At 62.5% G+C, this 21,886-nt stretch carries 21 protein-coding genes; 10 read left to right on the top strand and 11 right to left on the bottom strand.

Annotation, left to right across the window (positions count from 1 at the left end; genetic code table 11):
• Positions 1-201 precede the first annotated feature (201 nt).
• Positions 202-939 carry a glycine zipper 2TM domain-containing protein gene (locus GYH29_RS01110; protein WP_198001632.1) on the top strand — a complete coding sequence of 246 codons (738 nt, stop codon included), beginning with the start codon at positions 202-204 and terminating at the stop codon, positions 937-939.
• Between the two features lie 293 nt (positions 940-1,232).
• Here the strand turns inward: GYH29_RS01110 and GYH29_RS01105 are convergent, their stop codons facing one another.
• From GYH29_RS01105 to bioB, 10 genes are all read right to left on the bottom strand, one after another.
• Positions 1,233-2,090: a sterol desaturase family protein gene (locus tag GYH29_RS01105; protein WP_019101742.1), complete on the bottom strand. Its 858-nt coding sequence runs from the start codon at positions 2,088-2,090 to the stop codon at positions 1,233-1,235.
• 123 nt (positions 2,091-2,213) lie between these two features.
• Positions 2,214-2,867, bottom strand: coding sequence for a glutathione S-transferase family protein (locus GYH29_RS01100; protein ID WP_019101743.1), 654 nt, complete (start codon positions 2,865-2,867; stop codon positions 2,214-2,216).
• A gap of 90 nt (positions 2,868-2,957) precedes the next feature.
• Positions 2,958-3,857, bottom strand: a complete 900-nt coding sequence (locus GYH29_RS01095) for a patatin-like phospholipase family protein (protein ID WP_161523065.1) — start codon at positions 3,855-3,857, stop codon at positions 2,958-2,960.
• A 15-nt stretch (positions 3,858-3,872) separates the two neighbouring features.
• A complete protein-coding gene (locus tag GYH29_RS01090) occupies positions 3,873-4,418 on the bottom strand; it encodes a GNAT family N-acetyltransferase (RefSeq protein ID WP_019101745.1) in 546 nt (181 codons plus the stop codon).
• Between the two features lie 2 nt (positions 4,419-4,420).
• Positions 4,421-5,323, bottom strand: coding sequence for a malonyl-ACP O-methyltransferase BioC (gene bioC, locus GYH29_RS01085; RefSeq protein WP_043592395.1), 903 nt, complete (start codon positions 5,321-5,323; stop codon positions 4,421-4,423).
• Positions 5,320-6,084, bottom strand: coding sequence for a pimeloyl-ACP methyl ester esterase BioH (gene bioH, locus GYH29_RS01080; RefSeq protein ID WP_043592396.1), 765 nt, complete (start codon positions 6,082-6,084; stop codon positions 5,320-5,322). Before bioH ends, bioC begins: the two co-directional genes overlap by 4 nt.
• A 24-nt stretch (positions 6,085-6,108) precedes the next feature.
• On the bottom strand, positions 6,109-6,738 hold the full coding sequence (locus tag GYH29_RS01075; protein WP_043592397.1) for a class I SAM-dependent methyltransferase: 630 nt from the start codon (positions 6,736-6,738) through the stop codon (positions 6,109-6,111).
• Positions 6,728-9,577: a bifunctional diguanylate cyclase/phosphodiesterase gene (locus GYH29_RS01070; protein ID WP_081950365.1), complete on the bottom strand. Its 2,850-nt coding sequence runs from the start codon at positions 9,575-9,577 to the stop codon at positions 6,728-6,730. Before GYH29_RS01070 ends, GYH29_RS01075 begins: the two co-directional genes overlap by 11 nt.
• A 72-nt stretch (positions 9,578-9,649) precedes the next feature.
• Complete coding sequence (bioF, locus tag GYH29_RS01065) at positions 9,650-10,804, bottom strand: 8-amino-7-oxononanoate synthase (protein WP_043592399.1); 1,155 nt, start codon at positions 10,802-10,804, stop codon at positions 9,650-9,652.
• A 116-nt stretch (positions 10,805-10,920) separates the two neighbouring features.
• Positions 10,921-11,904 carry a biotin synthase BioB gene (gene bioB / locus GYH29_RS01060; RefSeq protein ID WP_043592400.1) on the bottom strand — a complete coding sequence of 328 codons (984 nt, stop codon included), beginning with the start codon at positions 11,902-11,904 and terminating at the stop codon, positions 10,921-10,923.
• Positions 11,905-12,048: 144 nt separating this feature from the next.
• Between bioB and GYH29_RS01055 the strand changes: the two genes are divergently transcribed.
• The 3 genes from GYH29_RS01055 (at position 12,049) to GYH29_RS01045 (ending at position 14,268) form a co-directional block, all read left to right on the top strand.
• On the top strand, positions 12,049-12,759 hold the full coding sequence (locus GYH29_RS01055; RefSeq protein WP_039755113.1) for a ComF family protein: 711 nt from the start codon (positions 12,049-12,051) through the stop codon (positions 12,757-12,759).
• Between the two features lie 40 nt (positions 12,760-12,799).
• The gene (locus GYH29_RS01050; protein ID WP_081574427.1) at positions 12,800-13,264 is read left to right on the top strand and encodes a tRNA (cytidine(34)-2'-O)-methyltransferase; all 465 of its coding nucleotides are present in this window, start codon (positions 12,800-12,802) and stop codon (positions 13,262-13,264) included.
• Positions 13,265-13,395: 131 nt separating this feature from the next.
• The gene (locus GYH29_RS01045) at positions 13,396-14,268 is read left to right on the top strand and encodes a septal ring lytic transglycosylase RlpA family protein (protein ID WP_039755108.1); all 873 of its coding nucleotides are present in this window, start codon (positions 13,396-13,398) and stop codon (positions 14,266-14,268) included.
• Positions 14,269-14,447: 179 nt separating this feature from the next.
• Here the strand turns inward: GYH29_RS01045 and yihA are convergent, their stop codons facing one another.
• On the bottom strand, positions 14,448-15,080 hold the full coding sequence (yihA, locus tag GYH29_RS01040; RefSeq protein WP_039755109.1) for a ribosome biogenesis GTP-binding protein YihA/YsxC: 633 nt from the start codon (positions 15,078-15,080) through the stop codon (positions 14,448-14,450).
• 91 nt (positions 15,081-15,171) lie between these two features.
• Between yihA and GYH29_RS01035 the strand changes: the two genes are divergently transcribed.
• The 6 genes from GYH29_RS01035 to GYH29_RS01010 all read left to right on the top strand — a co-directional run bounded on the left by GYH29_RS01035 (position 15,172) and on the right by GYH29_RS01010 (position 21,716).
• Positions 15,172-15,789 (top strand): c-type cytochrome, encoded by a 618-nt coding sequence (locus tag GYH29_RS01035; protein WP_039755110.1) that lies wholly within the window; start codon positions 15,172-15,174, stop codon positions 15,787-15,789.
• A gap of 168 nt (positions 15,790-15,957) precedes the next feature.
• The gene (locus GYH29_RS01030) at positions 15,958-17,976 is read left to right on the top strand and encodes a cytochrome c biogenesis protein ResB (RefSeq protein WP_107732974.1); all 2,019 of its coding nucleotides are present in this window, start codon (positions 15,958-15,960) and stop codon (positions 17,974-17,976) included.
• The gene (ccsB, locus tag GYH29_RS01025) at positions 17,976-19,121 is read left to right on the top strand and encodes a c-type cytochrome biogenesis protein CcsB (RefSeq protein WP_043592442.1); all 1,146 of its coding nucleotides are present in this window, start codon (positions 17,976-17,978) and stop codon (positions 19,119-19,121) included. The genes GYH29_RS01030 and ccsB overlap by 1 nt, the downstream gene beginning before the upstream one ends.
• 252 nt (positions 19,122-19,373) lie before the next feature.
• Entirely contained in the window at positions 19,374-20,954 is a 1,581-nt protein-coding gene (locus tag GYH29_RS01020; RefSeq protein WP_019101105.1) for a TerC family protein, read from the top strand.
• Positions 20,941-21,309, top strand: a complete 369-nt coding sequence (locus GYH29_RS01015) for a GIY-YIG nuclease family protein (RefSeq protein WP_081574430.1) — start codon at positions 20,941-20,943, stop codon at positions 21,307-21,309. The genes GYH29_RS01020 and GYH29_RS01015 overlap by 14 nt, the downstream gene beginning before the upstream one ends.
• Positions 21,310-21,374: 65 nt before the next feature.
• On the top strand, positions 21,375-21,716 hold the full coding sequence (locus GYH29_RS01010; RefSeq protein ID WP_019101103.1) for a hypothetical protein: 342 nt from the start codon (positions 21,375-21,377) through the stop codon (positions 21,714-21,716).
• Positions 21,717-21,886 lie beyond the last annotated feature (170 nt).

The following is a 21,886-nucleotide window of genomic DNA, read 5'->3' as shown; positions in this document are numbered from 1 at the left end:
TTGCCGATATCTTGATTTAAATCAAACCGCTATCGATAGTCACCCCCCGTCCCCGCTCCCGTAAACGCTAACGACTCGCCACTTTTAGTAACAAATGGAAAACATTTAATTTGCAACTGTCTGCCACCATAAAGTGTCTGAATTTCATCTCACTCATCATGATTACGGCCGCATAGACGGCCTGCTTTTTGGAGACGAACCATGAAACAATCCTTATTGATCGCCAGCGTGCTGGGCGGCGGCATTGCCCTTGGCGGCCTGGGCGTAGCCGGCTATCAGGCCGTGAAATCCAACCCGCAAACCGCGACCGCGCCTCAGCAAACCGCCAGCGCGCCGGCCGCAGCATCCGCCGCCGCAGCATCCGCCGCCGCGGTTCTGCCGCCCACGGTGGCCTCCGCTCCGGTTACCGTCGCGGCGGCCGCGCCGGCCGCCGCTCAAACGGCTCAAGCCGTTGCGAAGCCCACCGAACCAAGCGCGCCGGCCAAGCCGGCGGCGCCGGTTCACGCCACGCATGCCCGCATTCTGGCGGTGACGCCAATCAAGGAAACCGTCAATGCGCCCAAGCAGGTCTGCCATCAGCAGCAAGTGACTCACCAGGCGCCGGTGCAGGATGAAAACCGCATCGCCGGCTCCGTGATAGGCGGCGTACTCGGGGGCGTGCTGGGCAATCAAGTGGGCGGCGGCAACGGCAAGAAGGCCGCCACCGTGATTGGCGCATTGGCCGGCGGTCTGGCTGGCAACAAGGTGCAGGAAGGCATGCAGCAACGCGATCAGGTCAACAGCACCCAGACTATTTGCAATGAAGTGAACGAAAGCAGCGAGAAGGTCGTCGGCTACGACGTCAAATACTCGCTGGACGGCAAGACCGGCACCGTACGCATGGATCGCAAGCCCAAGGGTAAAACCTTGCCGGCCAAGAACGGCAAGGTGCTGGTTTAGAACGGCTAAAATCCTGATGCTGCGTTGCACCGACTTGCCGCGCGACTTGCTTCAGCCGTAAAAGCTGAATTTTTTGGTCGCGCTTAACCCCCCAAGCCTTGCCACGCAAAAGCGGACCTCCCGGTCCGCTTTTTTCATACCCTCAGGGCCTGTTCAAAGTCTCGCGCGCTAAAGTGAAGCAAAGCGCTGCCGCAGCGAAGCCCGCTTTGCTCAATACGGTATACGAGCATTTCGAAACCGATACGCATCGCGCAATGTCACCACCGACGCGGAGGCCGATTGCAAACAGGTTCTCAGCGCCAACGCGCAGCAACCGCCTCCGCCTCTTCTGGCGGGCCGAACAAGACCGTCCAACGGTCTTTCCAGTTGGGCGCGCGCCAGGCTTCGCGCAGCATGTCGCGCCATTCCACCACGCTGACCCACAGCGGATTGAAGCTGTTCACCGGCTTGACCGTGCCGTAGTCGCAAGGATCGTCGGCGCTCTCTTCGACATAGGTGCCGAACAGGCGGTCCCAGACCACCAGTACGCCTGCGTAGTTGTGGTCGATGTAGCGCGGATTCTTGGCATGATGGCCGCGATGGATGGACGGGGTGTTGAGCACGTACTCCAGCCAGCCCAGTTTGGGGCAGGCCTGGGTATGCACAAAGAACTGGAACGCCAGGTTCAGCAACACCACGCCCACCACCTGCTCCGGCGGGAAACCCAGCCAGGCCAGCGGCAGCCAGAACGCCCACATGCCGGCCAATGGATACATCAGGCTTTGACGGAAGGCGGTGGTGAAATTCATGCGGGTGGAGCTGTGATGAACGCTGTGCGCCGCCCACAGCCAGCGCACGCGATGACTGACGCGGTGGAACCAGTAGTAGAGAAAATCCTGGCCTATGAACAACAGCAGGAAGCTGAGCCAGGAATCGGAAAACTGAAACAAGCGGTGCTGCTGATAAATCCATGCGTACAAGGGCAGCACCAGCACCCAGGCCAGCTTGTCCGCGCCCTGATGCAACAAACCCAAACAGGCGCAGCACACCGAGTCCCGCCAGTCGTAAAGGCTGAGCCGGCCCTGCCGGCGCAGATGCCACAACTCGCCGGCCACGAAGGCCAGAAACACCGGCGCCATCGCCAGCAGCAGCAGTTGAATGTCAAACTTCATCACCGCCTCCCGCTTGGGAACTGTGTCCACGCGTTAACGCAAACACTTGATTGGAGTTTGAGCTCTATAATTACTCAAACGCCGAATGCCGGCAAGCGGATCAGCCCTGTCCTGCGGTCTACCCTACTGCTGCTGACGCGCGCGGAACGCGGTCAAGGCCGCCTCCCTCTCGCTCCAGGTCCGGTTCACGCTCCTGCGTCCGGACAGACGCTGCAGATAAGCCTCGCGGTCGGGAAAACCGGCGGTGATGTCTTCGCCCAGCAAGGCTTTGCTCATCTGCTCCAGCGCCGGCAGGATGCAGGCGGCGCTGATGTCGGCGCTGCTGAAATCTTCGCCACAGGCCCAAGGCCCGTAATCCAGCAACTGCGCGCAGGCCGCCACGCCTCGCGTGATCTGCTGGCGAGCGGCTTCAATGGCGCCGGCTTCCAGCGGGCTGCCGAACAACCAATGGCGGTATAGCGGCAGCGCCGGCATCAACACGTACAAATCCAGCATTGCGCTCAGTTGGCGCGCGTGAGCGCGGCCGTTCGGCGTAGGCGGCAGCAAGGAGGCGGTGGGATAAGCGTCCTCCAGCCACTCCAGGATCACCGATGACTCCGCCATGGCGTGGCCGCCCACTTCGACAAAAGGAATCTTGCCCATCGGGCTCTTCGCCAGCAGTTCTTCCTGCTGCGAAGGGGCGGTGAGGATTTCTTGGAAGTTGACGCCCTTTTCCAGCAAGGCGATTTTGACCTTGTTGTAATAAGGGGACAGCGCAGCGCCGTAAAGCTTGATCATTCAGGTCTCCAGGCAGGCCGTGCCTGCGGTTGCTGATGGAAGACGGCCGGCCATGCTGCGATGCAGGACCAGCCCGGCAGCATTATGCCATTACTTATTCATGGCAATGGCTTTTTGCTGCAGCAACTGCCGGATCTGGGGCAGCGCCGCCTGCGCGGCGCGCTCACCTTCCAGAATAGCCTGATGACGCGCGTCGAATTGAGCGGACCCGATATTCTGCACTTGCGGGCGGATCACCACGTCGGCCTGCTTCAGCTCCTGCGCCAGCGCCGGTCCGTTCATGATGTTCAGGCTTTGGTCCAGCATGGGCAGAAAGCCGGTGGCGGCGCCCTTGCGCGGCCGCGCCGAGATATCGACGGCGATGACGAAGTCCGCGCCCATCTCGCGCGCGGCGCTGACCGGCACCGGGCTGACCAGGCCGCCGTCCACATAACTCTTGTTGCCTATCTTCACCGGCAGGAACACATTGGGAATGCTGGCAGAGGCGCGCACGGCCTGGCCGGTGTTGCCCAGACGGAACACTACTTTGCGGCCGCTGTCCAGTTCGGTGGCCACCGCGCCGAACGGGCGCGGCAGTTGTTCCATGGTCTTGTTGGCCACCTGAGCGTTGATCCAATTCTGTAGTTTCTCGCCCTTGATCACGCCCTTGCTGGACAAGGTCCAGTCGGTGAGATTGGATTCGTCAAATTGAATCGCCCGGCTTTGCAACTGCATGCCGCTGAGACCGGATGCGTACAGGCTGCCGACCACGCTGCCGGCGCTGGTGCCGGTCACCAGGTCCGGCGTGAGGCCGGCGGCTTCCAACACTTTGATCACGCCGACGTGGGCGAAGCCCTTGGCCGCGCCGCCGCCCAGCGCCAAGCCTATCTTGGGCTTCAGCGCCGGCTTGGGCGCCACCGCAGCGGGAGGGGAAGACAAGGTGGTGCAAGCCGACAGCAGCGCGGCCATGCCCGCCAACAGCCAGGGGCGGAGTGTGTGTTTACTCATCATGATTTCATCGGGCTTTCAGGCATCGGCGGTGGTCGGAACCGCCCCAACGGACGCGCAATCCAGCATCATGTAATTCAGATGCCGCGCGCCCTCCAATTCGAAATGGCATTCGCCGTGAACGGTCATGCCTAGCCGGCGGTAGAACGCGATCGCGCGCTCGTTGCGGTGCCACACCGTCAACCACAAACGCGGTTGTCCGGGAAGATCGAGCGCCCATCGCCGCGCCGCTTCCAGCAAACGTCGGCCCAGGCCTTCCCCGGTTCGGCTCTCCACCAGGTAAAGCCGGAGCATTTCCACGGTGGGGAAATCGCAGCCTCGGCATGGGCTGTCCAGCTTCATCAGCGCATAGCCAAGCAAAAATCCATCTTGCTCCATCGCCAGCAGATGATGCGAGGGGCTGGCGATCAGCGCCTCGAAATTGACCGGTGTGAATTCGTTCAGCACATAGTCGGCCATGTCCCGGCGGACGCCGTCGGTCACGTAGGTGCTCAGCCACACTTGAATCGACAAGGCGGCCAGGCAAGCGGCGTCTGCCTGCGTCGCCGAGCGGATGATCGGCATCCTTATTCCGGCCGTCTCTTGACGAACTCGATCACCTGGCGGCCGTCGTCGCTGAACTTGGCCAGTTTCTTGTCGCCGCCCTTCCAGGCATGGCCATACACCACCTCGTAGGTGGCCGGCAGCTTGCCGTCGCGGCGCAGATCCTCATACGCCGCCTCCACCCGCTGCCAGGCGTGCTTGCCCATCAGGCCGCGGCCGCGGCCGCTGGTGGCGTTGTGCGCGCCGATGGCTTTCAGGTCCGCCATCACCTCGCGGGCGCGGCCATAGGTCAACACGATTTTTTCCATGTCCATCACCGGCTCGGCGAAACCGGCGCGCATCAGCGCGTCGCCCAGATCGTGCATGTCGATGAATTGGTTGACGTGGGTGGCGCGGTCCACTCCGGCAAAGGCGCCCCGCAATTCATGCAGGGTGTCCGGGCCCAGGGTGGAAAACATCAGCATGCCTTCGGGCTTCAACACGCGGCGGAATTCGGCGAACACGCTATCCGGCACATTCACCCACTGGATGGTGAGGCTGGACCAGATCATATCCACGCTGGCGTCCGCCAGCGGCAAGCGCTCGACGTCGGCCACAACCTGCCACGGCAGGCTGGGGCGAAACAGTTTCTTCAACAAGCCGTCGCCGCTCTGCTGCTTGGCGCGGGAGGCTTGCAGCATCGCCTGGGCCAGGTCCAGCTCCACCACGCGCGCATCTGGATAACGGGCGCGTAGTTGGGCCGAGCCGTAACCAGTGCCGGCGCCGGCGTCCAGCACCACTTGCGGCTGAAACTTGATGTAATCCAGCCGCTCGGACATCCGATCGGAGACTTCGCGCTGCAAGACCGCGGCGGAGTCGTAACTGGCGGCGGCCTTCTCGAACGAGGCGCGCACGCGCGCCTTGTCGGTGTAAAACGCTTCAGTCATGCATGGGTTTCCAAATGCTGGGCAAGCGCGGCGACGAATTCGGCTTCGTGCGACAGAAACGGCGCGTGCGACGCTTGCGGAAATTCATAAAGCCGGGCATCGCCCAGCGCGTCGGCCAGCCAACGGCCGGCGCCTATCGGCGTGATGGCGTCGCGGGCGCCGTAGAACAGGCCCACCGGGCATTGAATGCGGCCGGCCAGCGCGCGCGCGTCGGCCATAAGCAGCAGCTCCAGCGCCGGCAGCAAGCCTTGCGGCCGGCCATGGGCGAACAAGTCCGCGCGCAAGGCCTTCAGCGTGTCGCGCGCGGAGGGAGCGCCCATCATCTGCAAAGCCAGGAAACGTTCCAGCGTCTGCTCGAAGGCGCCGTCCAGACTGGCGGCCACGGCTTCAATGGACTTGCGCTCCTGCGCGTGCGGCCAGCCTTCCTCGCGCACAAAGCGCGGGCTGGTCGCCACCAAGGCCAGGCTCTTGATCTTGTCGGGATGGCGGGCCGCCCAATGCTGGGCGATCAAGCCGCCCAGCGACCAGCCCACCAATTGCAGCGGCAAGGGAAAAGCCTGATCCAACAGATCGGCCACCGCGTCGGCGTCGAAGGAGGCCAATGAGGCGGACGCGCCGTGACCGGGCAGATCGACCAGGTGCACGCAATGACGGGCAGCCAATTGCGCCGCCACGCGGCTAAACACGCCGCCATGCAAGCCCCAACCGTGCAGCAGGACTACGTCCGGGCCTTGACCCAGCGTTTCAACAAACAGACTCATGGACGACCAGATGGGGTGAAACCTTCATTTTCGCAAGATCGCGATGCGAAAGAAACCACCTAGTCCGGCATCTTCGTCATGAACCTTGCTTAAACGACAGGCCGCCAGGATATCCTCCAGCCGGCGGTTGATGTCGGTGGCGATCACGCGCGACAGCAGATTGCCGGCGCTGCGCAACAAAGACGGCCGCCGGCCGTCGGGCAGGAATTTATCGAACACCGCCGCCCGGCCGCCAGGCTTGAGCACGCGCTCCACTTCGCGGATGCAAGCTTGCGGGTCCGGCACCACCGCCAGCGCCAAATGCAGCACCACCGCGTCGAAGCTGGCGTCGGGGAAATCCATCGCCTGCGCGTCCATCACCCTGGCGTCCACCGCCATGCCCAGGGCCTCCGCGTGAGCGCTCAGCCGCGCCAGCATGCCGTCCGAGATGTCGATGGCGGCCACATGGCGGCAGCGCACCATAAAGTCCAGATCCAAGCCGGTGCCGGCGGCCACCAACAGGATGCGTTCCTCTGGCTGCGGATTGAGCAGGGCGATGGAACGGCGACGGCGCGCGGCGAAAGCCTGCGCTACCCTGTCGTAGACCGGCGCGTACAGATTGTAGCGCCAGCGGTTGAATGCCTGCGGCCAGCGCCGCCATCCGCTAGCGCTCACCTTGGAACTCCTTGCGGAAGCGAGCCAGCCGCTCCCAGTCCACGCCCTGAGCCGGCGCCGGAGCCGCGAAGTAAAAGCCCTGCAGTTTGCCGCAGCCCATCTTTTTGAGCATGGCCAGTTGAGCGGCCGTTTCCACGCCTTCGGCCACCACCTCCAGATCCAAGGCCTTGGCCAACGCCAGAATAGCCCGCACAATGGCCGCCGATTCCTGAGTGCGGTCCAGGTCGAACACGAAGGACTGGTCTATTTTCAGCACGTCGAAGCGATAGCGGTGCAGATAGGACAGCGCCGAATAACCGGTGCCGAAGTCGTCCAACGCCAGCCTCACTCCCAGTTCATGCAGCGCGTGCATCACGGTAGCGGCGATTTCCGGCTGATCGATCAGCGCGCTTTCGGTGATTTCCAGATGCAGCGTCGCCGGCGGCAGCCGGTAATGCCGAATGCGCTCGCCTATCCAGGCCGCCAGTTCCGGATCGTGGAAATGGGCCGACGACAGATTGATGTGCAGGGCCACCTCCGGCCCCACCCGGCCCTGAGCGCGCCACGCGCTCAATTGAGCGCAGGCGGCGTTCAACATATAGCGGTCCAGACGGGTAATCAGCCCGCTTTCCTCCGCGATGGGCAGGAACAAGCCGGGCGAAATCAGACCGCGCTGCGGATGCTGCCAGCGGGCCAAAGCTTCAAAGCCGACCAGTTCGCCGCTGTCGCCTTCGATGAAGGGCTGGAAATACGGCAGTAGCTGCCACTCTTCCTCCAGCGCGCGCCGCAGTTCGCTCTCCAGCGCCAACTGGTCCGCCTGGTTGATGCGCAACTCATGGTTGAACAAGGTATAACCCTGCCGCCCCTGCTGCTTGGTGCAATACATCGCGTGGTCCGCGTCGCGCAGCAGGTCGTCGGCCTTGTGGTAATGCTCGTGGTCCGCCAGCACCACCCCGACGCTGGCGGTGGAAAACACCTCCCGCCCGGCCAGGATCACCGGCCGCTCGAACTCGCTGACGATGCGCTGCGCGATGCGCTCGCAGTCGCCGCCGCCGTCCATGCCGAACATCAACACCGCGAACTCGTCGCCGCCCAGCCGCGCCAGAAAATCGTAATGGCGCAAGCAGGAACGGATGCGCGCGCCGGCCTCGAACAGCAGGTGGTCGCCGGCCAGATGACCCAAGGTGTCGTTGACCAGCTTGAAGCGATCCAGATCGATGAACAGCACCGCAAAGCGCTCGCCTCCGCCATGCGAATACGTCTCCCAGGCCCGGCGCAAGGCCTTGGAAAAATAGCTGCGGTTAGGCAGCTTGGTCAGCGGATCGTGCAGGCTGTCGAACTCCAGCTGGGCGTTGACCGCGTCCAGTTCGCTGGTGCGCTCGCGCACCCGCTGCTCCAGCTCCACGTAAGCGGTTTGCAGGCTCTCCAGCGCCTTGACCCGGGTCAGCGCCGCCCCGATATGGTTGGCGACGAACTCCAGCACTTCTTGATCGCGGAAGTTGTAGACCACGTCCTCTTCATAGCTTTGCACCGCCAGCACGCCCAGGAGATCGGTGCCGCAATACAAGGGCACGCCCAGCCAGCTCTTGGGCCGGGGCAGCTCCTCATCAGCCTCGGGCTGGCGGTTCTGCTGCGAATAGGGATCAATCAGCAAAGGCCGTCCGCTGTGCAGCACCTGTTCGACAAAGCCCTTGCCGGGCCGATGCGGCTTGAGCGGCGGTGCGTATTCGTCGGCGCAGTAGGGGAAGCTGATGCAATCCTCGGCCTGATCGTACAAAGCCACCAGACAATTGCGCGCCGGCACCATTTCGGCCAGCAGCCGGTGCAAACCGCCGAGAAAAGCTTCCAGCGACAAGCTGGTATTGGACAACTCCGCGATACGGAACAAGGCGCCCTGGAAACGCTCGGCGCGCTTGCGTTCGGCCACCTCCGCGCGCAATCGCGCGTTGGCGCCTTCGAGCTCGCTGGTGCGCAGCCAAACCTGGCGCTCCAACTGGCTGCGATGCAGCACCCGCTCCAGCACAAAACCGACATGGCGGGCGGCGAACAGAAACAACTGCTGCTCGGCCGAAGTCAGCGGCGTTTGATCCTCGTACAGCTGCAACACCACTGCGCCGATCACATGGCCGCCGGCATTGGCCAGCGGCGCGCCCATCCAACTAGCCGGCAGCAGTCCCTGCCGGCTCAGCCCCTCCTGCTGGCACACTTCCAGCAGGCGCTCCCGGCTCAGCACCACCGGCTTGCCCCCGCGGATCAACCAGGCAGTCAAGGACTGGGCGTGGCCGGCCAGCGGAAAAATGGCGTCGCTGGCGGGCGGAGCGGGATCGCGTTGGTCTATGTAGAAAGGAAAGTGGATGACCTGGGCTTCATCGTCATACAGCGCGATGTAGAAGTTGCTGGCGTCCATCAACCGCATCATCTGGCGGTGCAGGCCGGGCAGAACCTGATCGATGGTGCCGCACTCTTCGGCCAACTGCGAAATATCGAACAAGGCTTCATTGGCTTCTCGCGCGGCCACCTGCTCCGCGCCCAGCCGCGCGCACAGCAGATGGGCGCACAGCAAGGCGGCGGAAGGGTTCAGCGCCGGCCCGGCGTCCCCGCGCCACACCAACCATCCCAGCACCTGCTCCCCGGCTCGCAAGGGCATCGCCTCACAGCCCGCGTCCAACCGGCCTCCGCCCTCCAGCGTCTCCGCGCTGGGCAAAGCGTCGGCGGCGCCCAAGGCCGCCAAGAGCTGCCAGGCTGCCCCCAGCTGACGCCAGACCGCGGCAACGCGCACCCCTCCCTGCTCTTGCAGCAGAGACAGCGCCATTGCGGCGGCCTGCTCTGGCGTCGCCAGATATTCAGCCATGCTCTTCATGTGATTATCGTAGTATGAGTTAGCTGGAAAATCCGGCCATGCCGGTGCGCCCCTCCCCATGGGCGCGCCGGCTCAGGACGCCGCGGCGCGCTGAATACAGGACAGCAGGCGCTGCAAGTGTTCCGGCTGATGCATGGCCGACAAAGACAGACGCAAGCGCGCCGTCCCGGCCGCTACCGTGGGCGGGCGAATCGCCGGCACCCACAAGCCCTGGTCGCGCAGACGGGCGGCCAGGGTCAACGCCTGTTCTTCGCCGCCTATGATAAGTGGCTGAATCGGCGTTCGGGAAGCCCCTACGGAGTATTTGAATTCAGATAGTCCGGATTTGACGGTTTCTATCGATTCCCGCAGCCGCGCGCGTCGCTCGTCCGCCTCTGCAATCAAACGCAGACTAGCCAGAATCGCACAGGCCAACGCCGGCGGCTGAGAGGTGGTGTAAATATAGCTGCGCGCGGAATTGATCAGCCATTCCACCAAGTCCGTCCCGCCGGAGATGAAGGCGCCGGCCACGCCGGCGGCCTTGCCCAAGGTCGCCATGTAAATCAAGCGCGGGCTGGACAACCCATGCTCGGCCAGCGCGCCGCGGCCATCGCCCAACACACCGAAGCCATGGGCGTCGTCCACATACAGCCAGGCGTCATAGCGCTCGGCCAAGGCCAGCAACGCCGACAGCGGGGCTTCATCGCCGTCCATGCTGTACACCGACTCCACCGCGATCAGTTTAGAGCGCGCCTTGGACTCCGCCAGCAAACGCTCCAGCTGCGCCAAATCGTTGTGATGAAAGCGCTTGAACTCGGCGCGGCTCAGTCTACAGGCGTCGTTCAACGAGGCATGGTTCAGCCGGTCGGCGAACACCGCGTCGCCGCGGTCCAGCAAACTGCTGACAATCGCCAGATTGGCCGCGTAGCCGGAGCCAAACAATAATGCCGCAGGCTGGCCGACGAATTCCGCCAACGCCTCCTCGGCCTGCTGTTGCACGCTGAAGTGACCGGCCAGCAAATGCGAGGAGCCGCCGCCCACCCCCCAACGTTCAAGACCCTGCTGCGCGGCGCGCACCAGAACCGGGTGATCGGCTAATCCAAGGTAATCGTTGCTGGCGAAAGAGACATAGGAACGCCCGTCCACCACCACTTCGACCCCTTGAGGGCTGTCGATGACCGCGCGTTGGCGACGGCAATGGGTGGCGGAAAGGTCCAGCAGGGCGGCAGGCAGGTCTTGAAGGCGCATATCGGCTCGAAATATCCCGTGAAAAGGGCTTGGCCGGAACCAGCCTCGCCGGCCGCCCAAGCTATTCCTTATATATACATTTTTTACATCGCCCGCGAATCCGCCGCCCAATCCGTTCAAAGCGGCGTCAGATCAAGCTTTTCCAGCAGCTGCCGGTCGGCATCCACCTCGGGGTTGCCGGTCGTCAAGAGCTTGTCGCCGTAAAAGATGGAATTGGCCCCGGCAAGGAAGCACAAAGCCTGCGTGGACTCATCCATTTCGCGGCGTCCGGCGGACAATCGCACATAGGTTTTGGGCATCACGATGCGGGCCACCGCGATGGTGCGCACAAACTCGGTCCAGTCCAGCGGCTCGGCGCCTTCCAGCGGCGTGCCCTCTACCTTGACCAGCTTGTTGATAGGCACCGATTCCGGTTGCGGCTCAAGATTCGCTAGCTGTGCAATCAGACCTGCGCGATCGTTGCGGGTTTCATTCATGCCAACAATACCACCACAGCACACCGATAGACCCGCGCTGCGTACTTTTCCCAAAGTGTCGAGGCGATCTTCATAGTCCCGCGTGGCAATGATATCGGAATATTTATCCGGTGAGGTATCCAGATTGTGATTGTAATAATCCAGGCCCGCCGCCTTCAGTTTTTCCGCCTGTCCTCCCTTCAGCAAACCAAAGGTGGCGCAGGTTTCCAGACCCAAGGCTTTGACTTCCTTGACCATTTCCAACGTCTTCTCCAAGTCCGCGTCCTTAGGGCCGCGCCAGGCCGCGCCCATGCAAAAGCGGCTGGCGCCGTTGGCCTTGGCCGAGCGCGCGGCGCTCAAGACCTCGTCCACCGTCAGCATCGGCTGGTTGGGCACCGGCGTGTCGTGATGCGTCGATTGCGGGCAGTAGCCGCAGTCCTCCGGACAGCCGCCGGTCTTGATGGAAATCAGCGTGGACAGTTGCACCTTGGTGGGGTCGAAGAACTGTCGATGAATCTCGGCCGCGCGGAACACCAGCTCCATGAAGGGCAAGGCCAGCAGAGTTTCGATTTCCGCCACAGTCCAGCTGGGTGATTCCGGGTGCGGGGTGGCGGAAGGCTTGAATTCAATAGCGGAAGAATGCATGGTCTATCCTGGCTGTGGTCACTGCCCAGCGATGGAAGACCTTGATCAGGCAAGGATAATTCCGGATTGCGCCGTCAGGACCGTCAGAGTGCCACGCCCGGCCGGGCGTGGGGCGAATCCGCGCATCTTGCTGGGGAGGGCGCCATGCTGTCAAACCTGAAAAGGTTCATATCTAACAAGTGCACAATATTTAATCAACCATGTTTGCTCTGCGGGGACTGGCGGGCAGACCGGGGCTTTTGCCAGGACTGCCGCCGGCAGTTGCCGGCTCTGCCGTCGGCGCAATGCGCGCGCTGCGCGGAGCCGCTGTCCGTCTCCGGCTTGTGCGGTCAGTGTCAGCGCCGGCCACCCGCCTTCGACGCGCTGTACGCGCCGTATTTGTTCGATTACCCACTCGCCGCGCTGATCCACGCCTTCAAATACGGAAAACAGCTGCAGATGGGCGCGGCCTTGGGTGGCTTGCTCGCTGATTTCGCCCTCCCGCTCAGCCCAAAATATCACCTCGTCATTCCTGTTCCACTGGCAAAAGAACGGCTGGCCGAGCGCGGTTTCAATCAAAGTCATGAGTTGGCAAAAGCATTCGCTGCTACAATGGCGAGCCGTTTAAGCGCCGAAGTTTGTTGGCGAAAATACAACACTCCGCCCCAAGCCTCTCTCGGACGCATCGAACGTCGGAAAAACCTCCGCCATGCTTTCGGCGTAAATTGCCGCTGTGACGGGCTTTCCATCGCCATTGTCGATGACGTCGCCACCAGCGGCGCCACCCTGTCGGCGCTGGCCGAAATTTTGAAAAAACAGGGGGCAAAACGGGTCGATGGCTGGGTGCTCGCCAGGGCCTTTTCTCCTAAAACTTGACCAAGATTTTGATTCTTTGGAACAATCCAGGCTGCCAACGATGTTCACTGTAATTCTTTTTCAGCCGGAAATACCGCCCAACACGGGCAATGTGATTCGTTTATGTGCCAACACCGGCTGTGAACTGCATCTGGTCAAGCCCATGGGCTTCCCTCTGGAGGATGCCAAACTGCGGCGCGCGGGACTCGATTACCACGAGTACGCTCGCGTTGTAGTTCATGAGGATTGGGCGGCTTGTCAAGAGACTTTGCGCGGACGGCGGATTTTCGCCGCCACCACCAAGGGCTCCGAGCGCCATGACCGGATTTCCTATCAACCTGGGGACGTTTTTTTGTTCGGTCCCGAATCCCGCGGTCTGCCGCCTGAAGTGCTGGAGTCTTTGCCTCCGCAGCAGAGGATTCGTTTGCCGATGCGTCCAGAATCAAGAAGTCTCAATCTTTCGAACGCGGTTGCGGTGACGGTGTTCGAGGCTTGGCGACAGCTAGATTTCTCAGGGGGAAGCTGAAGCGGTTCGCAGATCGGCCCAACAAGGGACTCTGAAAAACCTGGTCCGAGCGCTTGCTAGCAAGCGCGAAGCGCCGACGTTGAAGCGGCGCGCCGAGGTTTGCAGTGGTTCCGACAGCATAAGGGAGATCTATGCAATCAGTACTCCGATGGCTGTGGCTTGTGTTCGTCAGTCTCGTACTCGTGGCCTGTTCCACCGTGAAGACGGCCAGCGCCACCAACCAGTCGGCCTCCTCGTCGACCGGCAACAAGAAAACCGTTGCCAAGAATGGAGCTTATTTCCAGAACGATGGTCCCGCCGACCATATTCCGGTCAACCTGAACCTGGTGCCGGACGCCGTGCCGCAGGAAGAGCCGCTGATCAGATCAGCCAACCTGCCCTACACGGCTCTGGGGATGAGCTTCCGCCCCGACACGCGCGAGAAGCCCTATCAAGCCACGGGCCGCGCCTCTTGGTACGGCAAGCAGTTCCATGGCCGCAAAACGTCCTCCGGCGAGAAATACGATATGTTCGCCATGACCGCCGCCCATCCTACGCTGCCGATCCCGAGCTATGCCCGGGTCACCAATCTGAATAACGGCAAATCCGTGGTGGTGCGGGTCAATGACCGCGGCCCCTTCCACAAGAACCGCCTGATGGACCTTTCCTATGCGGCGGCCTATCGCCTGGGCTTCGTCAAGCAAGGCAGCGCCAAGATAGCCATCGAACGCGTGTGGCCGGACGCCGGCGGCGAGAACGTCGCCAGCACCCGTCCCGTCAGCACCGCGCGCCGAGCCGAAGACACGCCCAAGTATTTGCAACTGGGCAGCTTCTCCAAACTGGCCAACGCCGAGGCGATGGTGCAGAAAATGCTGGGCGAGATGGACGACAAGTACGAGTCCAAGCTCGGCATCGTGAACCAAGAAGGCATCTATAAAGTGCGCCTGGGGCCGTTCCGCTCCAGCGACGCGGTGCGCAACGCCGCCGAGAACCTGCACGTGGAAACCGTGGTCACCAGCCTGTAAACCGCAAGACCGCGTTCATGACAAAGGCGAAGGAGTCATCTCCTTCGCCTTTCTTGTTTCCGCCGCCGATAAAAAACCCCGGCAAGCTGCTGCCGGGGCAAGCCTGATCAATCCAGGCCCCGCTCAGGGAGGCAAGCGGGAGGTGTTGGCCACCTGCTTGTTTAGGTGCGGGCCTGTTCCTAAAGTTCCGGCGGCTCGGCCTCGTCCGAAGCCGGCGGTTCCATGTACTGGCCGAACCAGCCGTTCACCACCCGCTCCACGTCCTCTACCCCGCTTTTCTTCAGGCTGGAGAACATCTGCACGCTGACGTCCGGATAGTCATTCAGCTCGCGCTTGACCAGAGCCAGCACCTTGGATTGCTCCTGGCGCGACAGCTTGTCGGCTTTGGACAACAGGATGTGCACCGGCCGCCGGGTCACGCGGAAGAACTCCAGCATCTTGCGGTCCAGCTCTTTCAAGGGATGGCGCGCGTCCATGATCAGCAGCAGGCCGATCAGGCTCTGGCGCGATTGCAGATAGCGTCCCAGCAGCTCCACCCAGTGCGCGCGCACCGCTTCCGGCACCTCGGCATAGCCATAACCGGGTAAATCGACTAGAAAACATTCGTTGCCCAGCTCAAAAAAATTGATGTGCTGGGTGCGGCCCGGCGTCTTGGACACCCGCGCCAGACGGGCGTGATTGGCCAGTGTGTTGATGGCGCTGGACTTGCCGGCGTTGGAGCGGCCCACGAAGGCGACCTCCGCGCGGGTGGGCGGCAAGTCCTTCATGTGGTTGACGGTGGTATAAAATCGGGCGTTTTGAAAAGTCGACATAGTAGTAAGGGTGAAATCAGTTGGTATAGAATAGCAGGTTTGAAATTGCCACTTTTACAGATATTTAGGGATAGCCCCTAAAGGAGCGACCATGAAACGTATGATGCTGTTGGCGATGGCGGCTGCAACCCTGGCCGGAAACGCGTTGGCGGCTACGCCGGTAGCCGTCAAGGCGGACCCGGTGAAGGCCAAACAGATCGTAGAAACGGTTTGCGCGGCTTGCCACGGCACTGACGGCAACAGCGTAGCCGCGGCCAACCCCACGCTGGCGGGTCAGAACGCGCACTATCTGTACACCCAGTTGAAGGCGTTCAAGGCGGGCGTGCGCAAGAACCCGACCATGCTGGGCATGGCCTCCACGCTGTCCGAAGACGATATGCGCAATGTCGCCGCCTACTACAGCGAGCAAAAGCCGAAGGACCGCGAGGCCTCCGACAAGACGCAAATGCCGCTGGGCGCCAAGATCTACCGCGTCGGCAACGCCGGCACCCAAGTCCCCGCCTGTATGTCCTGCCACGGCCCCGCCGGGAAGGGTCTGCCCGACCAGTACCCGCGTCTGGGCAGCCAGCACGCCGGCTACATCGTCAAGCAATTGCAAGACTTCAAGGCCGGTGCCGACCGCAAGAACGGCCCGATGCAGGACATCGCCAATCGCATGAGCGACGCCGAAATGAAGGCGGTGGCCGAGTACATTTCCGGCTTGCGCTAAGCGTTGAGCAGCCCGGCCGCCACCGGCCGAGCCTGACGGCCCCTCAGGGGCCGCCCCTGCGGGGGCTCCGCCGCCCGCGCTCCGGGGCGCGCCGGCAACTTTGGCCGGCACGCCGGCTCAAAAGGGAAGACTCGTCAACGAGCTTTCCTTTTTGCACTTTACGCCACTATGAAAAAAACTAGCCGCAACAGCCTGGCTCACGCCTGGTATGAGTTGCTAAGCTCGATGCGCTTCGCCATCGGTCTGCTGACGATACTGGCCATCGCCTCGGTCATCGGGACGGTTCTGAAACAGAACGAACCCTATCCCAATTACGCCTTCGAATTCGGGCAATTCTGGTTTCAAGCGTTTGAATGGCTAGGCTTGTACGACGTCTACCATTCGGCGTGGTTCCTGACCATTCTCGCCTTCCTGGTGCTGTCCACCAGCTTGTGCATTCTGCGCAACGGCCCTGGCTTCATCAAGGAAATGCGCGCCTACCGCGAAAAAGCCTCCGACAACTCGCTGGCGGCGATGAAGCACAGCGCCAGCTTCGAGGCCGAAGGCTTCGACGCCGACGCGGCGCGCGCCTATCTGCAGGCCCAGGGCTTCCGCCTCAAGGAGCAGCCGCGCGCGGACGGCGGCCTGGTGCTGGCGGCCAAGAAAGGCGCGGCCGGCAAGCTGGGTTATTTCTTCGCCCACATCGCGCTGGTGGTGATCTGCATCGGCGGCCTGCTGGACGGCAACCTGCCCTTGAAAATCGGCGAGCTGACCGGCCAGGTGGTGCCGGAGACCCGCGATGTGCCGCAGAACCAGATTCCGGCGGCCAGCCGCTTGGGTTCGAACAATCTGTCCTTCCGCGGCAACGTCACCATTGCGGAGAACAAGAGCGCCGACGTCACCTTCCTCAACGCCGGCAACGGCTATCTGGTGCAGGAACTGCCCTTCATCATCACCTTGAAGAAATTCCACGTCGACTACTACAGCAACGGCATGCCCAAGCTGTTCGCCAGCGACATCGTGGTCACCGACAAGGCCAGCGGCAAGACCACCGAAGCCACGGTCAAGGTCAACCACCCGCTGATCGTGGACGGCATCGCAATCTACCAGTCCAGCTTCGGCGACGGCGCGTCCCCGCTCAAGTTCAAGGCCTGGAACCTGGCCGCGCCGCAGGCGCGTCCCACCGAGATTCCGGCAGTGTCGATGTCCAGCCAACCCCTGAAAGCCAACGGCAAGGACTACACGCTGGAAGTGGGAGAACTGCGCGTATTCAACATAGAAAATATCGGCAAGCCTCAGGACGAGCAGCGCACTCTATCGCAGCGCATGCACGACGCTCGCGAGGTCAAGCAAGACAAGCAGCTGAAAAACCAGGGCCCGTCGATCAGCTTCAAACTGCGCGATGCCCAGGGCCAGGCGGTGGAGTTCATGCATTACATGGCCCCGATTCAGCAGGACGGCGCCAGCTATCAGATGGCCGGCGTGCGCAAGACCGTGGCTGAACCGTTCCAATACGTGCGCATTCCCTTGGACGAGGATATGAGCGTGGAACGCTTCATGCGCCTGCGCGCCGCCTTGCTGGACCCGGCGCGTTATGACGAGATCGCCCGCCGCGCCGCGCACAAAGCGCTGAAAGGCGACGCCATCAGCCCGGCGATGCAGCAGCAGTTCACCGACAGCGTCAAATGGGTGTTGGCCCGCTTCGGCGACAGCGGCTTCGTTGGCCTGGAGAAGTTCCTGGACGACCGCGTGCCGCAGGACAAACGCCAGGCGGTGGCGCAGACCTATATCAAGATTTTGCAAGGCGCGGTGGCGGACGTGATGGCGGTGGCGGACGAAAAAGCCGGCCTGCCGGCGATGAAGCTGGACAGCGAGCATTACCGCTTCCTGCTGGACAGCCTGGTGGCGGTCAGCTCGCTGCACGACTACGGCGCGCCGGTGTTCCTGCAACTGGAAGGCTTCGAGCAGGTTCAAGCCTCCGGTCTGCAGCTGACCCGCTCGCCCGGCAAGAACCTGGTCTACCTGGGCTCGGTGCTGCTGGTCTTCGGCATCATCCTGATGTTCTACGTGCGCGAGCTGCGTCTGTGGGTTCGCGTCAACGGTTCCAAAGTACGGGTCGCGATGACGTCAAACCGGCATAATCGCGATCTGGACGGCGACTTTGCGCGCCATACTCAACTTATCAAACAGCTGGTACGAGGTGCATGATGGAACTGGCCCACGCTTCTTTCTCGCAACAGCCGCTGCTGAAACGGCTGAATCTGGCCGACTGGCTCTACGCGCTGCTGGTGCTGGGCGCCGCCGTCTATAGCTACGCGCTGTACAACCATTACATGGACGGCTACGAGCAGGCTATCCTGGCCGGCTCGGCGCTGGGCTTGATCGGCCTGGGCTGGTTCTGGAAATCCTGGCGCTGGTTCTTCCCGCTGGCCGGCTGTATCTCGCTGCTGGCGATCCAGGTTTATCAGCATGAGCTCGCACGCGGGCAGACCGCCTTCTTGCTCAAATACATGCTGTCCAGTCAATCCTCCATCATGTGGATGTGCACGCTGTTTTTCCTGGCCGCCTTCTCGTACTGGATCGGTTTGCTGACTCGCTCCGACACCCTCAACCGCATGGGTACCGGCCTGACCTGGGCCGCGTCGGTGATGGGCCTGGCCGGCTTGTTCACCCGTTGGTACGAAAGCTACCTGATCAGTCCGGACATCGGCCACATACCGGTGTCCAATCTGTACGAAGTTTTCGTCTTGTTCACGCTGATCACCTCGCTGATGTATCTGTACTACGAAGCCAAGTACGCGGCGCGTCAGATGGGCGCCTTCGTGCTGCTGGTGATCTGCGCCTCGGTCGGCTTCATCCTGTGGTACACCTTCGACCGCCAGGCCCATGAGATCCAGCCGCTGATCCCAGCGCTGCAATCCTGGTGGATGAAGATACACGTGCCGGCCAATTTCGTCGGCTACGGCGCTTTCGCCATCGCCGCCATGCTCGGCATCGCTGAACTCCTCTCACTGAAGGGCTGGCTCAAGGACAAGCTGCCGCCGGCCGAAGTGCTGGACGAGGTGATGTACAAAGCCATCGCCGTCGGCTTCCTGTTCTTCACCATCGCCACCATCTTGGGCGCAATGTGGGCCGCAGACGCCTGGGGCGGTTACTGGAGCTGGGATCCCAAGGAAACCTGGGCTTTGATCGTGTGGCTGAACTACGCCGCCTGGCTGCACATTCGCCTGGTGAAGGGTTGGCGCGGCGCGCCGCTGGCCTGGTGGGCGGTGGTGGGCTTGTTCGTCACCAGCTTCGCCTTCCTCGGCGTCAATATGTTCCTGGCCGGCCTGCATTCCTACGGCGGCCTGTAAGAGCCTGCTTGCGATCTGCTGCTCTGGTGGCACGGGGTGTAAACAGATACACCCCGCGTTCTCCGCCTCAACACCGTGTCTCGCTCAAGCTCGCGAGAACGTGAGCGTGTTCTAAACCTCCTCCCGAGCCACCCCGCCAACGCGGGGTTTTTCTCTTGCCGGTGCGGCCGGTCGCGACGGATTTTTGTTAATCGCGCCCCGACTGTGCTATTTTTACCCCGTTTTTATCTATAAGGAATCTTCGTTTTCATCATGGACGTTTCGTGGCTGTCTGACCCTTCCGCCTGGCTTGGCCTCCTCACGCTGATCATCCTGGAGGTGGTGCTGGGCGTTGACAACCTGATCTTCGTCGCCATCCTGGCGGAAAAGCTCCCCCCGCACCAACGCGACCGCGCCCGCATCACCGGCCTGTCGCTCGCTCTGATCATGCGTCTAGTGCTGCTGGCCAGCATCTCCTGGCTGGTGACGCTGACCTCGCCGCTGTTCCATGTGCTCAGCCAACCCTTCTCGGGGCGAGATCTCATCATGCTGGGCGGCGGCGTGTTCCTGTTGTTCAAAGCCACCACGGAGCTGCACGAACGCCTGGAAGGCGTGGATGAAGTGAAGAGCAACGGCCAGAAGGCTTACGCCGCCTTCGGCACCGTCGTCGCCCAGATCCTGGTGCTGGACGCGGTGTTCTCCATCGACTCGGTGGTCACCGCCATCGGCATGGCCGAACACCTGCCGGTGATGATGCTGGCCGTCATCGTCGCCATGCTGATGATGATCGCCGCCAGCAAACCGCTGACCGCCTTCGTCAACGCCCACCCCACCGTGGTGATGCTGTGCCTGGGCTTCCTGCTGATGATCGGCTTCAGCCTGGTGGCGGAAGGCTTCGGCTTCCATATTCCCAAGGGCTATCTGTACGCGGCGATCGGTTTCTCGGTATTGATCGAAGCCTTCAACCAGGTATCGCAGGCTAACCGCATCCGCTACCTGAACCGCAACCAGTCCTTGCGCGAACGCACCGCCAACGCGGTGCTGAGCCTGATGGGCAGCAAGCTGACCAGCCCCAGCGCCGACGAAGGCAAGGTGGAGGACAGCAAGGACGCCGAGCAGCAAGAGGCTTTCGCCCAGAACGAGCGCGCGATGATACACAGCGTGCTGACCCTGGCCGAGCGGCCGATCCGCGTGATCGCCACGCCGCGCGCCGACGTGCATCGCCTGGACCTGAGCCAGAGCCACGACGCGCAGCGCAAAGTGCTGCGCGACAGCCCCTACTCGCGGCTGGTGGTGATCAAGGACGGCAGCATCGACGAGCCGCTGGGCATCGTCGCGCGCAAGGACTTGCTGACCCAGTTGCTGGACGGCGGCGAAATGAATATCGACGCCGCGCTGCGCCAGCCGCTGGTGCTGCCGGAGACCGTCACCGTGCTCAAGGCGCTGGAGAGCTTCCGCCAACATTCGGCGGACATGGCCTTCGTGGTCAACGAATTTGGCAGCCTGGAAGGCATCGTCACCCAGAAGGACTTAATGGAGGCCATCGCCGGCGAGTTTCCGGAAGAGCACGAACGTCACGAGCTGCCGGCCATCGTGCAGCAGGCCGACGGCAGCTTCGACGTGGAAGGCAGCCTGGAGCTGGTGACGCTGGAACAGCACATCGCGCTGGGCGACTTCGAGGACGAAGACTTCCACACCGTGGCCGGCCTGCTGATGGACTGCCTGGAGCGCATTCCGCGCGAGGGCGATGAAATCACCGTCGGCGAATGGAAGCTGCGCGTCACCGTGCAAAAGGGCAACCGCACCGAGCGGGTGCTGATTAGCCCGCTGGTCAATCTGGATGCCAGCATCTAAATCCGCCGCCGCGCGGGACACTCAGGGCCGGGCTTCCCCCCGGCCCTGGTTTTTGTACGTGCTGCGCTGCCGCGACGGCGCGCTCTACACCGGCGTCACCACCGACGTGGCGCGCCGCTACGCCCAGCACGCCGCCGGCAAGGGCGCGCGCTACACCCGGCTCAACCCGCCGCAGGCGCTGGCCCTGGTGCTGGTCTGCGCCGGCCGTTCCGAGGCGCTGAAGGCCGAATACGCGTTCAAGCGGCTGGACCGCGCCGCCAAGCTGGACTTTCTGAACCGCCACGCGCCCGCGGACGGGGATTTCTCAGTTTTCATGTCGCCCCCGCCGCCGGCAACACAGATTAACCAGCCTTAACAAACACTTGCCGCGCGCTCTCCTAGGCTGACATCTGGCAATCATTGCCACCCAAGGAGATCAAGATGAAAACGAACGCTCGCCCCCTCCTGCTGACCGGCCTGCTCGCCGCCAGCCTATTGTTCGCCTCCCAGGCCCGGGCCGAATCCGAATGGCAGAAGGAACACCCGCGCCGCGAGGAAGTCAATCAGCGGCTGCACCACCAGGATCGCCGCATCCACCACGAACTGAAGGAAGGCAAAATCAGCCGCGACGAAGCGCGCAAGCTGCGCGGCGAAGACCGCGACATCCGCCGGCAGGAACAGGGCATGGCCAAGCTGGACCACGGCCACATCACCCGGCAGGAACAAAAGACGCTGAACCAGGAGGAAAACCAGGTCAGCCAGCAGATCAAGAACGGCAACTGAGCGCGCCGCCCAAACAAAAAGCCCGCCAAACGGCGGGCTTTGTCTTTGACCAGAGCCTGGCTTAGAACCTGTTTACCATCTGCTGCGCGTCGGCGATACGGCGTTGAAACCGAGCTCAAAATGCTCATGCACCACGTGTACATTCCGCCTTTTCTCTCGTTTTCGCCTTG

The sequence above is a fragment of the Chromobacterium haemolyticum genome (assembly GCF_009936155.1).
GTDB lineage: Bacteria > Pseudomonadota > Gammaproteobacteria > Burkholderiales > Chromobacteriaceae > Chromobacterium > Chromobacterium haemolyticum.
Note: the sequence above shows the minus strand (reverse complement) of the source record. Positions and strands in the feature narration are given on the sequence as shown.